The following is a 14,349-nucleotide window of genomic DNA, read 5'->3' as shown; positions in this document are numbered from 1 at the left end:
CGCCTGTTCAAATCCGCGCTATTTACCTTCCCGCGCTTCTCAACCGGGGCGGCCGTCGGCGCGCGGACGCAGCAGCATGGGTGCATAGACGATCAAATAAATCAGAAACGCTCCCGCCCACAGACAGCTGGCTACATGGGTCATCGCCACAATGGTGGCCGCAGACAGGCCCACGGGGGTGATAATCCTCAGGATCGCGGCCAGCGAAATCATCAGATAGGCGATGGCGATGACCGGCCTGACCTTGAGCGGCCGGCCGGTGTGGCCCAGCGCCACCCGCGACATCATGCCGAGCGTAAAGGTGCCGATGGCGCCGGCGGTCAGTCCGTGGATGGCGTCCTGCCACCGCACCCAGTCCGTCAGCAATGCCGCCGCCTTCAGCAGCAGCCCGATCACCACCCAGGCGTAGCCGAGGTGCAGCACCCACAATATCGGCTGTCCCGCCGTCTTGATCGTCTGCCAGCCACGCATGCGCCAGGCATTGACCACGCCGGCCGCCAGCGCCGCCAGGCCCTGCGCCCCCGCCATGACGGGGGCGAACTCCAGCCCGGTCAACACCAGCATGGCGTACAACGACCAGCGGTCGGTCCAATTAGACTGGCGCGGCGGACTGCCGACCGCATTGGCGGTAAAGCTGGGCACGACGCGCCCGCCCATGACCACCATCAGCAGGGTCACCAGATCGATCGCCGCCTTGAGGCCCACTTCCTCGCCGATCGGAACCATCCGCATGCCTCCCAGATGGATCAGCATATCAACGGCGGCCAGCGCCAGCAGCACCCGCGGGAACAGGAAATTGCGCGCCTTTCCAGCGGCGACCAAGGATGGACGGATGGCCCATACCACCGCCGGAAAGAAAGCTGTGTCAACGATTGCGACCAGCCACGCCGGCAGCCATCCGCTCAGCAGCATCACCGCGCGGCCGGCAAGCCAGATCGCGGACAATGCCACCAGGATGCCGCCCCGCTGTCCCGGCACACCGGTCCAGTTCGGCACCGCTGTCAGCAGAAACCCCGCGATAACGGCGGCGGTGAAGCCAAAGATCATTTCGTGGCCGTGCCATACCGGCGCCGAGAAATGCATCGGCAGCGGCAGGACGGCGGCGTAGATCAGCGACCACAGCGGCATCCACACGACGGCGGCCAGCGCCGCGAGCAGAAAAAACGGCCGGAACCCCAAAGCCCAGACTGGATGCGCCCGAAAAGACATCAGCCGCTCATTTGAATTCCGCCGGCCTGTCCACGACCCGGATCGGCACGAGGTTGATCCCCTTCCTGGCAAGAAGACCGTTTGCCGTCCGCAATACCGCATCAAGCGGCACCTCGGTTGCATTGAAGGCAAAAGCGAGCGCCGCGTTTTCCGGTGAAACGCGCGTCGTGCCGGGATCCACCCCCGCTGTCGCTTCCAACGAGCGCACAATTTCCCGTTGCCGCGTTTCATCCGTCATCAGGCGGCCCTCGATGAGGCAATAGGCGATTGCGTGTCCCGCGGCCGCCGCCCTGTTCACCATCTCGTAGTCGTATACCGCCGCGATTTTATCCTCGACGCAGTGGCCGCAGCCGAAGGCCGGGCTGATGCCCGCGGAAATCAGCAGAGCAACGATGGCTGCGGGATGTCTCCGCACAATCGTCATTCCGCGCGTTCGCTTGATTCAGCCGCACCGCTGGCGGGTTTTGCGCCAGCCGGCGCGCCAAGATGTTCGTCGGACCAGTGGAAATATTTGATGTATTGCCGGATGTCGTTTTCGGACAGATTCTGATTCGGCATGGGGAAATTGTTCGCCTCCTTCAGGATCGCCTGCGCGTCGGGATCGGATTGCAGCATGGTCTCCGGCGATTTCAACCATTTCACCAGCCACTCGTCGCTGCGCCGCCGGGTGACGCCCGCAAGATCGGGGCCCAGCTTCCTGCCCTGGCCGATGGAATGGCAGACAAGGCATTTGCTTTCGAAATCCAGCTTGCCCTTCACCGCCTCCGGATCGTCTGGCGTGGCCGTGGCCGCCATATTGTGATGCTCGATGTCCTGCTTTTCCCCGGGCTTGCCGCCGGCGTCGATGAGGCCGACCGCGCCCTGCGAGGCATTGGCGAAATGGTGGTCCACCATGATGTACTGGCCGGCCTCCGGGATCATGAACTCGACGATGGCGCTGCTGGAGGATCCGAGCAGCACCGTCTGCATGCCGCGGAACTGGTTGTCGGGATTTCCGTCCATCCATACGCGATCGAAGATCGTGCCGACAACGTGGAAGCTCGAGGTCCTGCTCGGCCCGACGTTGAGCACGAACAGGCGCACACGCTCGCCCGGCCTGGCCTTCAGCGGTTTTCTCACCATGCCATTGTGCACGCCGTTGAACACGGTGTAGTTGGGCGTCGCCTTGCGCACGCTTTCGCCGTCGAGCACGTAGAGCGGTTCGCCGTCCACCTTGCGGTTCTCGGGATCGGGCCTGGCGTAGAACTCGCTCTGGATGACGACGTACTCGCGGTCCACCTTCGTGGGATAGCCCTCGCGCGGTTCGACAATGAGTGCCCCGTACATGCCCGAGGCGATGTGCTCCAGAATCATCGGTGTCCCGCAGTGGTACATGAAGACGCCCGGATAGTTGGGCGTGAATTCAAACTCCATCGTCTGCCCCGGTGCGATCGAGCGGTACTTGTCCTGCGGCGAGACCATGGCCGCATGAAAGTCCATTGAGTGCATCATGGGCGCGGCGGTCAGGCGCAAGCCGGGCGCCGCCTCGTCGCTGCGATTGGTCATGCTGAACTTGATGCGATCGCCGACGCGGGCGCGGATCGTCGGCCCCGGCACCTGATCGCCGAAGGTCCAGGCGCTGAATTTCACGCCGGGGGCGATTTCGATGATCTTATGCGTGGTGTCGAGCCGGACGCTCTTCACCGGCGAGGGATCGAGCGGCTTCAACTCGGCGCCGAAACTGAGCGCCGCGCCCTCGGCAAAGGCGCCGGTGTGGCGCTCCGATGTCACCCTGGCCGGCGCCGGTTTCAAGTCCATCCTGCCGGGGTCATAGGCGCTGGTCGCCGCAAACGGATTTTTTTCGCAGCCGGCGAGCAACAAAATTACCACTATGAACGAGCAGGCGAGACATGAAAGCAGGCGAGACGTGATCATGCGCGGTCCTCCATTCCTCCGAATGATGCCGGGTGTTGCACAGTCGACCAAACGACGAAAGCACGAGGCGACGGTGGCCCCGCAAGTTTAGGACAGATCATTCGGGATGTCCCGCGGAGTCGCGCCCGCCTGGCTTTGGGGCTTCCGGATCCCCGATGGGAGTTCCCGGGCTGCTTTTGAAACTATACAACCATGATGCTGTCTCACCTTGAGGTCAGGAAGACCGGGGCACTACGCCACGACACATATATATATATGTATGCCCGAGCAAAGCACCGGCGGGGACGGGCTAGATGAACCGATCCTGAACGCGACCCGGCGGCCCGGAATCTGAAGAGCCGGCGACCCTTGATTTCATATCGCCGCATCCCCAATTCAAATTGAAGGACTGGCAGTCCAGCAGAGAGGTGAGCATGAAAAAGCTATTGTGGGTTATTCAATTATTCGCAGTCGTCGCCGTCTGCCCGGTAGCGGTACAGGCGGCATCACTGACGCCGGAGAATGTGGTGGTCTCGACCACTGACCAGGTTCTCCAGGTGCTGCGCGGGGCGGACGCCGGGGAAAACCCGCAATCGGCCTATGACACGATCGATCATTTAATCGTCCCGCATATCGACTTTCAGCAGATGTCGCAGAAGCTGCTCGGCGAGCACTGGAGCAGCGCCACCGCCGAGCAGAAGGAAAACTTCGTCACTGAGTTCCGCAAGCTGCTGGTGAAAACCTACGCGACGACTCTTCAACAGTATGCCAAGGAAAAGATCGCGTATCTTTCCGAGCAGGTGAAACAATACGCCAATGTCGCCACGGTGAGGAGCCAGGTGATCAAGGATGCGGGTTCGCCCGTTTCGATCGACTACCGGCTGCATCAGCAAAACGGGGAATGGAAGGTCTTCGATGTGGCGGTCGATGGCGTCAGCCTGGTGGCGAATTACCGCGTCATGTTTGATCAGGAAATCTCCACACTGGGGATCGACGGCCTGATCAGCACCCTGTCAGCCCACAATCAGCTGCTCTGAGGCTCATGCCGGCGAAACGGGCAAGGGCGAGCGAAGCCACGCCCTCCCGACGGCGATGATTGCCATCACCGCGAGAACCCCGTTGATCAACAAGGCCTCGCGCACACCAATCAGACTCACCGATACGCCGGTCAGCAGACTGCCAAGCGAGACGCCGCCACGCATGGCCAGCATGAACAGGCTGACGGTCTGACCGCGGATCCGCGCCGGCGCCGTGGCCTGCAACAGGGCATTCGCCGAAGCATTGCTCGCGGTCATCGACATGCCTGCAAACACGAAGACCGCCGGCAACCCCCAGGACCACGGATTGAGCGCAGCGAATACCAGAATCGCCCCATAGCCGGCTGCGGACCATGAACTGAGCGGCCGGCGATCGCGTTTCGGGTCGACCGCGAGCAGTCCGATGGCGCCGAGCAGGCCGCCGGCGCCAAAGGCGCCAATCGTGATGCTGAAGTGACCGATATCGCCATGGAAGGCATCCTTCACGATCACCGGACAAAAGGTGATGAGTGGCGCGCATAGCGTGCTGGTCACGAGCACCGTAAGAAGCGCACCGCGCAGAGACGGTTCGCGCGCGATCTCGCGCACGCCGGCGAACAGCTGGCTGCGAACGAAGCCACCACCGTCGGACAGCGCGATCCCCCGGTGCGGCAGTATCCACAATGCGACCATAATGAACGGCAGGTATGATGCCGCGCTCACTGTAAATGCCCCCACGGCCCCAACGCTGGCCATCAAGACGCCGGCGACGGCTGGCCCAAGAATCCGGGAAAGATTGAACTGGGTTGAATTCAACGCGATCCCTGCGGGGATCTGTTCGCGCTCGACGATGGAGGGCACAATCGATTGAAATGACGGCATGGAAAGCGCGTCCGTGACGCCCACCACCAGCGACAACACGATGATCACCCACGGTTGAATCGTACCGGCCAACAGCAGCACCACGATCAGCGTCGGACACAGCATTTGAATCGACTGGAAGGACGCAATCACACGGCGGCGGTCGGCGCGGTCCGCCAGCACACCGCCCACCAGCGTCAGGAGGAAAACCGGTGCGCTCATCGCAAACGAGTCGAGACCTATCAGAAATGACGACGCGCCGAGACTGAGGAGGAGCCACGGCTCGGCCACTTGCTGGGCCCACGTGCCGATGTTGGAAAGCAGACTGGCGATCCAGAACGTACCAAACCGTCTCGTGCGCAAAAGTTGGAGCGATTTTCTGAAGGCGTCGTTTGGCATGGATGGTCGAGAATATTGCCAACTCAAGGCGAGGAAATGATCCACCTCAAAATGAGAAACGTCCCGGATTCGATGCTGCCGCCCTTCGGTGGGATCGTTCGGTGAAAATCTGGTTTTTATTATCGGTGCGCATGTTGATCCAGATCAAGTTACGGATCGGAAAGCTGGCTATTTTTATGTCAACTAAATTGGTTTTTGAACCGGGTTGATAAAAAAAGAGGGGGGTCACATGCTGATTGAGGATCGCTGCCATTATCACGGGGTTCGGATGCCTCCCGCCAATTCCTCCAGATGGAGGGAGTTTGTTCTGAAACAACGGCAGATCTCGATGCGACCGGATATGGTGCATAACTTGTCCATGCGAAAGTCCGGAAGCTGACCCCACCCACGGTCAAACGCGTCAGACTGCGGGTTCTCGAACGCGATTCCCCCCGCGTTTCTCCCGGGGCTTGGGCATCCGGTCAATCAATGCCGATCGGTGATTTTTATTGATCGGGATCAAGGCAAGCACGCCGTCATGAATCACAATACAAATTGTCTTAAAGGAGAGAGTGCGGGCACTGTCCGACCATGGCGCATACGGCAATCAGGGCAAACGAACTGGTCAAATGGTTCGGAGTGGGCAGCACCAGGACGTACGCGGTCAAAAAGGTCAGTTTTGAAGCGTATTTTGGAGAAATGCTTTATGTAGTGGGGCCGTCGGGGAGCGGGAAAACCACTTTGCTGAGCATGATCTCGGGAATTCTGCGGCCGAATTCCGGCAGTGTCACCCTGAAAGACAGGGACATCTGGCAATTGAGTGATGACCAGCTTGCCGAGTTCAGGCTCAACACGATCGGATTCGTATTTCAGGACTATCATCTCTTCCCGCGACTGACCACGGTCGAAAACGTGGCGATCCCGTTGATCCTGAAAAGACGCGATTGGAACGAGTCGATGAGTGAGGCGGCGCATTATCTCGAAATAGTCGGTCTAAAGGACAAGGCCGGGATGCCACCCATCAAGCTGAGTGGCGGCGAGCAGCAGCGCGTGGCGATTGCAAGGGCAATAGTCAGCAAGCCGGATATTCTGATACTTGATGAGCCCACGGCGCAGCTGGACGGCGATACCGGGAGGAGTATCGTGAGTTTCGTGCGGAGTAACATTCTTGATGAGAACCGCTGCATCGTGATTATCACGCATGACGCGCGGATTCTGGAATTCTCGGATCGGATCATGGAGCTGGAGGATGGATCGATCACGGGGATCGAACGGAGAACGAAATGAAAAACCATACCCTGTTCGTGCTCGCACTGCTGGGCGTTCTGGCCGGCCTCATCAGTGCATTCATCTACGGACGGGAAAAGGTGCCGCAGCCGCCGGTGTTCAATCCAGCCACAAATCCCTACGCCAAGGGCATCTATGCCGAAGGCATCGTTGAAAGCTATCAAACGAGCGGCGAGAACATAAACATTTATCCTGAGGTCGCGGGGGTGATTACGCGGATTCTGGTGACCGAGGGACAAATCGTTGCAAAAGGCGCCCCGCTCATCACGCTCGACGATTCCGTGCAACGGGCCACGGCCGAACAGCAGAAATCCCAGGCGGAGGCCGCGCTGGCCCTGTTTCAGGAATTGAAGGCGCAACCGCGGCCTGAAAACCTCGAGGTTGCCGGGGCGCAGGTGGACGCCGCCGGGGCAAACCTCAAAAGCGCGCAAGATGAATCCGACAAGCAGAACAGATTACACAGACTGAATCCTCAATTGGTAAGCCAGGAAACGGTGGACAATGCCACCAACGCATTCAACGTTGCAAAAGCGAACCTTGAGGTTGCACGGAAACAGTACGAACTGACCAAAGCGGGCGCATGGCTCTACGACATCCAAAATCAGGAACACCAATACGACGCGCTTGAGAAGGCATACGCGGCGTCGAATGCCCTGCTTTCCAAATACACGGTGACCGCGCCCGAAGATGGCGTGATCCTGTCGATTGCGGCTGCCGTCGGCAGTTACGTCTCGCCGCAGGGTATTTATGACACATACAGCCAGGGCGCGGCCCCGGTCATCGTCATGGGCGGTTCGCAGGATGTTCTCGGCGTCAGGGTTTACGTCGACGAAATACTCGTCCACAGGCTGCCGGATGCGGCGCACATGCGCGCCACGATGTTCATCCGCGGCACCGGCATAACCGCCCCTCTGGAATTCGTGAGGGTGCAGCCGTATGTGTCTCCCAAAATAGAGCTTTCGAATCAAAGAACGGAACGCGTTGATGTCAGGGTATTGCCGGTGATCTTCAAATTCCGGCGCGCCGGGAACCTTCACCTCTATCCCGGCCAACTGGCCGACGTCTACATTGGCGAGGGCTGAAAGACGTGTCATGAAAGGCATCCTGCGCATCGCCTATGAGTTGCTGGTGAACGACCGGGGGAAATTCGCCACGCTGGTGCTCGGAATCACGTTTGCGGTGTTCCTGATGGTGCTGATAACGTCGATGTTTTCCGGCGTGCTGCGCCGGTCCGCATCGACAGTGACCAACATCGGAGCAACGATCTGGGTGATGGATCCCGCCGTCAACACGATCGCCAACAGCATCGGGATGCCGGCTTACGTGCTGGACGCCGTGCGCAGCATCGAGGGCGTGAAATACGCGGTGCCGCTGTTCTCCGGCGGCGCGCTGGTGAAACTGCGCAACGGTACATATCAGCCGGTGACCGTGATCGGACTCGACGACACGAGCCTGCTCGGCCGTCCCGCGCTCATCGAAGGGCATATCGAGGACATCTACGCCGAGAATGGATTCATCGTGGTGAAGGATGCCGAATTCTCCAAGCTCGACAATCCGGTGCTCGGCGCGGACTTCGAGCTGAACGACCATCGCGGCAGGATCGTGGGCATCGCCCGGGTCGCGACGACCGGCCTGTTCGGGATACCGACCCTGTACACAACCTATTCGCGCGCGATTCAATACATTCCGTCGCCGCGCTTCACGATATCCTACGTATTGGTGGAACCGAAAAGTACGGGGGCGATCGCGCGCATCAAGGAACAGGTCAACCACCTCGGCTACGAAGCCTTTACCAAGGAAGAATTCATCCAGAGGACCTCCGACTTCTACAAATATCAGACCGGGTTTGGCATCAACTTGCTGCTGATGACCGTATTCAGCTTCATCGTAGGTCTGTCGATATCGGGTCAGACCTTCTACGCGTTCGTCCTGGAAAATCTGGACAAATTCGGTGCGTTGAAAGCGATCGGCGCGAAAGGCCGCGAACTCGTCTACATGATCCTGTTCCAGGCGGGACTGACCGCCATGCTCGGCTTCGGGCTCGGCACCGGCTTGTGCACGGTGCTGGTCACCATCGCGAAACTCCGGCTACCCAGTTACGCGGCAATGGTCACCTACGCCAACCTGCTGCTGGCTTTTGTAATGGTGCTGATCATGGCGGGCGTTTCGAGTTACATCGGCGTGCGGCGCGTCCTCAAGATCGAGCCGTTCGACATATTCAGGGGGTGATCAAGATAGGGTATTTATTGCCGGCCAAAATCGACAAACTTGACAGATTATCGGCGATTGGTCTCAATTGTTCCGGAATCGTATCGTTTCGTGGAGCTGAATATCCATGTACAAGCATATCCTTTGCCCCATTGACGGAAGCACGACTTCGAATCGCGGCATGACTGAAGCCATCCGCCTTGCGAAGGATCAGAAGGCGAAACTCGGTTTCCTCCACGTCGTGGATGCCTTCCTTCCAATGCCTGATGCGGGTGGAGGCGTCAATCTCGCAGATATCCTCGACAGCTTGCGCCTGTGGGGAGAAAAGGTTTTGAAAGATGCACAGGCGGCGGCACGCGCGCAGGGCATCGAGGCCGACGTGGAGATGGCCGAAACCATCGGTGGCCGGGCGTCAAAGTTTATTGTTGAACAGGCAAGGAAATGGCCGGTGGACATCATCGTCATGGGAACTCATGGGCATCGCGGCATCAGTCACCTTCTGCTGGGGAGCGATGCCGAGGCTGTGGTCAGAACAAGTCCGGTGCCCGTGCTGCTGGTCAAGGGGGCGCAGGAAGGGATGGGCGGGGCCACATGATGGATTTCGTGAAATCAGGATCGGGCACCGTAAGGTCGACAATTTTAGTCAAAATGTAATTAGAAGCGGTTAGTCTGATGATAATGACCTGACAAAGCCCGGGTGCCCGCGCAGCACAAAAGTACAATCAATGGACCGTCCGCAGCCCCTCTTTTGGAATGTATCCTCTGCAACCCTCCTGTCACAGCTGGAATCTCCTCCGAATGGGCTGAGCCAGGAGGAAGCCCGGCGGCGGACCGTTCGTTTCGGTCCAAATACATTGCGGATCCGCGGCAAACGGGCGCTGATCGTCCAGTACCTCGCCCATTTCAGAAATCCCCTGGTGCTGATTCTGCTTGCCGCGAGCGTGGTATCGGCGCTGACCGGCGAGATCATCGGATTCGCGATCATCTGGGCCATTGTGCTCATGAGCGTGACCCTGGACTTCTACCAGGAATACCGGGCCGGCCGGGCCGCGGAACGGTTGCAGCAGGCGGTCGCCGTGCGCGCGATGGTGATGCGTGACGGCCATCCACGGGAAGTCCCGATGACGGAGTTGGTGCCCGGCGACGTCGTCTTGCTGGCCGCGGGCTATCTCATGCCGGCCGATTGCCGCCTGCTGGAGGCAAAGGATTTCTTCGTCAACCAGGCGTTGCTGACGGGCGAGTCCTATCCCGTGGAAAAGCACGCGCGCGAGCTGTCCGTGCCGGTGGAAGATCTCAGCGGGGCCGGGAATGCCGTGTTCATGGGGACGTCCGTCGTCAGCGGGATGGCCAGGGCCATGGTTTGCCGCACCGGCGCCGACACCGCCGTGAGCAGGATCGCCAATGTGCTGGAGGCGAAGGCGCCGCCCACCGAGTTCGAGCTGGGAACCCAAAGCTTCGGCATGCTGATCATGCGCCTGACTGTACTGCTGGTGCTGTTCGTTTTGCTGGTCAACACCCTGTTTCACCGGCCGTTGCTCGAATCGTTCCTCTTCGCCATTGCGCTGGCCGTCGGCCTGACGCCGGAGCTCCTGCCGATGGTGGTCACGGTGACGCTGTCGCGCGGTGCTCTGCGCATGGCACGGGAGCAGGTGATAGTGAAACGGCTTGCCGCCATCCACAATCTGGGCGGCATGGACGTACTGTGCACCGACAAGACCGGCACCCTGACCGAGGCGCGCATCCATCTTGAGCGCCACCTGGACGCACAGGGACGCGACAGCGCGCAGGTGCTGAAGCTGGCCTACCTCAACAGCCATTTCGAAACCGGCCTTAGAAGCCCCTTGGACGAGGCGATCCTCGAGCACGAGGAAATCGACATAAACGGATGGCGCAAGATCGACGAGGTGCCCTTCGATTTTGAGCGGCGGCGCGTCTCCGTCCTGGTCGACGACGGGCAGAAACGGCTCCTTGTGGTCAAGGGCTCGGCCGAGGATATCCTCGCACTCTCCTCGCAATACGCCTCGGATGAAGCGAAAGGCGCGCAGCCAATGGACGATCAGGCATTGGAGAAGATCCAGGCCCTGCACGACGATCTCGGGCGTGAGGGCTTCAGGGTGCTCGGCATTGCCTGGCGGTCGGTGACGTCAGATCACCCGCACGCCGTTGTGGACGATGAAACCGAACTCATCTTCGCCGGATTTGCCGCCTTTCTGGATCCGCCAAAACCAAGCGCGGCACATGCACTCGAGGCGCTGGCGGCAAGCGGGGTGAACGTCAAGATCATCACCGGCGACGGCGAACAGGTCACCCGCCACATCTGCACCCAACTGGGCGTGCCGATCACGGGCATGCTGACCGGAGGCGAGATGCGGGACCTGAGCGATCCCGCCCTGGCGGTGCGGGTAAAAGAGGCCAATTTGTTCTGCCGCCTCACACCGACGCAGAAGAATCGCGTCATCCTGTCTCTTAAGGCCCAGGGACACACCGTTGGTTACCTCGGCGACGGCATCAATGACGCGCCATCGCTCCATTCCGCGGACGTCGGCATATCGGTGGACAGCGCCGTTGATGTAGCCAAGGCGGCTGCCGACATGATTCTGCTTCGACAGGACCTGAACGTGCTGCACGCGGGCGTGATGGAGGGACGCCGTACGTTCGCCAACATCTTGAAGTACATCATGATGGGAACGAGCTCCAATTTCGGCAACATGTTCAGCATGGCCGGCGCGACTTTGTTCCTTGCCTTTCTGCCCATGCTGCCGGCGCAGATTCTGCTCAACAACCTGCTCTACGACGTCTCGGAACTCCCGATTCCGACGGACAACGTGGACGACGATGTCCTGTCCCATCCCAGGCGTTGGAACACGGCCTTCATCCGCAACTTCATGTGGGTGATCGGCCCGGTCAGCTCGGTATTCGATTTCCTCACGTTCTTCATCATGCTGCGAGTGTTCGAGGCCGGAGAGGCGCTGTTCCACACGGGCTGGTTCATCGAGTCCATTGCCACCCAGGTTCTCGTGATCTTCGTCATCCGCACCCGTGTCAGCCCGTTCAAGAGCCGGCCCAGTATCATGTTGACCCTGACCTCGCTGTCGATCGTCCTTGTGGCCATGGCGCTGCCTTTCATGCCCTTTGCGAGGTTTCTCGGCTTCGTTGCACCGCCACCGCTTTTCTTCCTTGTTCTACTGGCGATGGTGACGTGCTATCTGATCGCGGTGGAGTTCATGAAGCAGTTGTTCTACCGCGTAACGTCCAGAATCCCCACCGAGGCCGTTCATGCTGCCATTCGATAACAGAAATCGAGGATACCACACAGATTGCCTACCGAAATCCGATTGCGGACGCCATCGATCTGCAGGACGTGTCAATGCTGCACACTCGTACACCACCGGATGAATCGGCGCGGAAGATGAAGGACGTGGAGTCGCTGCCAACTCTCCTTTTTACTGGAGGTACGCATGGATCTGCGACACGACCGCCGCGCCTTCTCCGATCGCGCCGCCGACCCGTTTCACCGAGCCTGCACGCACGTCGCCGATCGCGAAGACGCCGGGCACGCTGGTCTGGAGCGGCAGCATGGCATCATGTCCGGTCGTAATGAAGCCTCTGCCGTCGACCGCCACAGGACAGTCCTTCAGCCATTCGGTGCTCGGGTCTGCGCCGAGAAAGAGGAAAACGTGGTGGATCAGCCGCTGTTGCGTCTCGCCTCCATGGCTTCGCCAGGAGACCGACTCGACGCCCGACTCGCGTGACCCTGACACGTGTGTGATCTCGGTGCGCGTCAAAAGCTCGATATTCGTTGTGGCGGCGATGCGGTCGATGAGGTACTTGGACATGCTGGCGGCGAGGGACGGCCCGCGCACGAGCATCCAGACTTTCGACGCATGCTCGGAAAGGAACACTGCGGCTTGCCCCGCAGAATTGCCACCGCCGACCAGCACGACCTCGCCGCCCGCGCACAGCTTCGCCTCCATGGGCGAAGCCCAGTACCAGACACCATGGCCTTCCATCGTCATGAGATTGCTGCACTCGGCCGGCCGGCGGTAACGGGCGCCGCTGGCAATGACCACGGTGCGGGCGCGCACCGTGCGGCCGTCGCCAAGTTCGAGCGTCATTGGCTCGCCCCGGTCCGCGGGCTCGCAGTCGAGTCGCCGCGCATCCATTGGGATGAGCATGCGCGCGCCGAATTTTTGGGCCTGGGTGTAGCCGCGGGCCGTGAGCGCCTGGCCGGAAATACCGGTCGGAAAACCGAAATAGTTTTCAATGCGCGCGCTCGCGCCCGCCTGCCCACCGAAGGCGCGCGCATCGATCACCAGAACGGACAGGCCTTCCGAGCCCGCGTAGACCGCGGCGGCGAGCCCCGCCGGACCCGCCCCGACGATCGCGACATCATAGACCGTGTCGGCCGGGTCGGTGTCAAGCATGCCGATGCAGCGAGCAAGCTCGTTCTCCGCCGGATTCCTCAGCACCTCGCCGTTCGGACACACCGCGAGCGGCAATTGCCCCGGCTCCGGCGCGTAGCGCTCGACGAAGGCCTGCGCATCAGCATCGCTCGCCGGATCCAGCAACTGGTGCGGGATGCCATTGCGGTTGAGGAAGCCGCGCAGTCGCGCGACGTCGTGCGATGCGGCGGCTCCGATCAGCACCGGGCCGCCGGCGCCCGCCTCGATCAATGCCACGCGGCGCAGGATCATCGCGCGCATGATCTTCTCGCCGAGCGCCGCCTCGGAGATGAGCAGCGCATGCAGCCCTCCGGCGTTGATCTCGATGGCGTCGACTTCACCAACGGCGACACCGTCGACGAAGGACGGCTTGCCGGAGAGCTGCGATAGTTCCCCCGAAAAAGCACCGGGGCCATGCTCGACCACCGGGAAGTTATGGCCGTGTGCATCGCGCCCCGTGATCCTGATGATGCCGGAGAGCACCAGATAGATTCCGGGGCTTGCCTTCCCGGTCCGCAGCACCTGCTCGCCTTCGATGAAGTGCCGCGGGATGCCGAAGCGGCTCATGCGCGCGATCTCCTCCGGCGCGAGCACATAGAACATCTGCGCCTGCCGCGTCGACGATACCGGCTCGCTCATCTCAGCTCCATTGCCACTTCGTCCACAAAGCACCAACTCCAGCTTTCTCCAGGCTCGAGAGAGGTCATGATCGGGTGCTTCGTCTCATGAAAGTGCTTGGTGGCGTGCTTGTTCTTCGAGTCATCGCAGCAACCGACGTGACCGCAGGTGCGGCACAGGCGCAGGTGCACCCAGGTGTCGCCCATCGCCAGGCATTTCTCGCAGCCCGTGGTGCGTGGCCGGCTCGTCTTCACCGCGCTCAGGTGGCTGCAACTCATCCCCCATGCCTCTTCACCAGGTCCACGCCCCGCGCTCGACGAGGGCAACGCGAGGCCGTCTTCGGCCGGCACCGCCGCGCGGTGCTCGCCCGGGGAACGGCTCGGTCAAATTGAGCATATTTGCCTTGTTTAGAACCCTATGTTTTTAATTGAGAGCCT

At 60.7% G+C, this 14,349-nt stretch carries 12 protein-coding genes; 6 read left to right on the top strand and 6 right to left on the bottom strand.

What is annotated here, in order from left to right; translation table 11 throughout:
• Nucleotides 1-39: 39 nt before the first annotated feature.
• From VMH34_04460 to VMH34_04450, 3 genes are read right to left on the bottom strand one after another with little or no spacing between them, the layout of a single operon-like run.
• Nucleotides 40-1,209: an NnrS family protein gene (locus VMH34_04460; protein ID HTT08023.1), complete on the bottom strand. Its 1,170-nt coding sequence runs from the start codon at nucleotides 1,207-1,209 to the stop codon at nucleotides 40-42.
• Between the two features lie 7 nt (nucleotides 1,210-1,216).
• Nucleotides 1,217-1,624 (bottom strand): hypothetical protein, encoded by a 408-nt coding sequence (locus tag VMH34_04455; protein HTT08022.1) that lies wholly within the window; start codon nucleotides 1,622-1,624, stop codon nucleotides 1,217-1,219.
• A 5-nt stretch (nucleotides 1,625-1,629) separates the two neighbouring features.
• Nucleotides 1,630-3,123, bottom strand: coding sequence for a multicopper oxidase domain-containing protein (locus VMH34_04450; GenBank protein HTT08021.1), 1,494 nt, complete (start codon nucleotides 3,121-3,123; stop codon nucleotides 1,630-1,632).
• 413 nt (nucleotides 3,124-3,536) lie between these two features.
• On the opposite strand from VMH34_04450, the gene VMH34_04445 reads away from it, so the two are divergent.
• Entirely contained in the window at nucleotides 3,537-4,139 is a 603-nt protein-coding gene (locus VMH34_04445) for an ABC transporter substrate-binding protein (GenBank protein HTT08020.1), read from the top strand.
• Nucleotides 4,140-4,142: 3 nt separating this feature from the next.
• Here the strand turns inward: VMH34_04445 and VMH34_04440 are convergent, their stop codons facing one another.
• Entirely contained in the window at nucleotides 4,143-5,378 is a 1,236-nt protein-coding gene (locus tag VMH34_04440; GenBank protein ID HTT08019.1) for an MFS transporter, read from the bottom strand.
• 570 nt (nucleotides 5,379-5,948) lie between these two features.
• Here VMH34_04440 and VMH34_04435 point away from each other — a divergent pair.
• From VMH34_04435 to mgtA, 5 genes are all read left to right on the top strand, one after another.
• On the top strand, nucleotides 5,949-6,644 hold the full coding sequence (locus VMH34_04435; protein HTT08018.1) for an ABC transporter ATP-binding protein: 696 nt from the start codon (nucleotides 5,949-5,951) through the stop codon (nucleotides 6,642-6,644).
• On the top strand, nucleotides 6,641-7,726 hold the full coding sequence (locus VMH34_04430) for a biotin/lipoyl-binding protein (GenBank protein HTT08017.1): 1,086 nt from the start codon (nucleotides 6,641-6,643) through the stop codon (nucleotides 7,724-7,726). Before VMH34_04435 ends, VMH34_04430 begins: the two co-directional genes overlap by 4 nt.
• A gap of 10 nt (nucleotides 7,727-7,736) precedes the next feature.
• The gene (locus VMH34_04425) at nucleotides 7,737-8,873 is read left to right on the top strand and encodes an ABC transporter permease (GenBank protein ID HTT08016.1); all 1,137 of its coding nucleotides are present in this window, start codon (nucleotides 7,737-7,739) and stop codon (nucleotides 8,871-8,873) included.
• A 106-nt stretch (nucleotides 8,874-8,979) separates the two neighbouring features.
• On the top strand, nucleotides 8,980-9,447 hold the full coding sequence (locus VMH34_04420; GenBank protein HTT08015.1) for a universal stress protein: 468 nt from the start codon (nucleotides 8,980-8,982) through the stop codon (nucleotides 9,445-9,447).
• A 130-nt stretch (nucleotides 9,448-9,577) separates the two neighbouring features.
• On the top strand, nucleotides 9,578-12,145 hold the full coding sequence (mgtA, locus tag VMH34_04415; protein HTT08014.1) for a magnesium-translocating P-type ATPase: 2,568 nt from the start codon (nucleotides 9,578-9,580) through the stop codon (nucleotides 12,143-12,145).
• A 150-nt stretch (nucleotides 12,146-12,295) separates the two neighbouring features.
• On the opposite strand, the gene VMH34_04410 is transcribed toward mgtA, so the two are convergent.
• Nucleotides 12,296-13,933 carry an FAD-dependent oxidoreductase gene (locus tag VMH34_04410; GenBank protein HTT08013.1) on the bottom strand — a complete coding sequence of 546 codons (1,638 nt, stop codon included), beginning with the start codon at nucleotides 13,931-13,933 and terminating at the stop codon, nucleotides 12,296-12,298.
• The gene (locus VMH34_04405; GenBank protein ID HTT08012.1) at nucleotides 13,930-14,190 is read right to left on the bottom strand and encodes a UBP-type zinc finger domain-containing protein; all 261 of its coding nucleotides are present in this window, start codon (nucleotides 14,188-14,190) and stop codon (nucleotides 13,930-13,932) included. The genes VMH34_04410 and VMH34_04405 overlap by 4 nt, the downstream gene beginning before the upstream one ends.
• Nucleotides 14,191-14,349 lie beyond the last annotated feature (159 nt).

The sequence above is a fragment of the Gammaproteobacteria bacterium genome (genome assembly GCA_035501935.1).
In the GTDB taxonomy this organism is placed as follows: domain Bacteria; phylum Pseudomonadota; class Gammaproteobacteria; order JAJPIJ01; family JAJPIJ01; genus JAJPIJ01.
The sequence above is the reverse complement of the archived record's forward strand: the minus strand, read 5'-3'. Positions and strand labels throughout refer to the sequence as shown.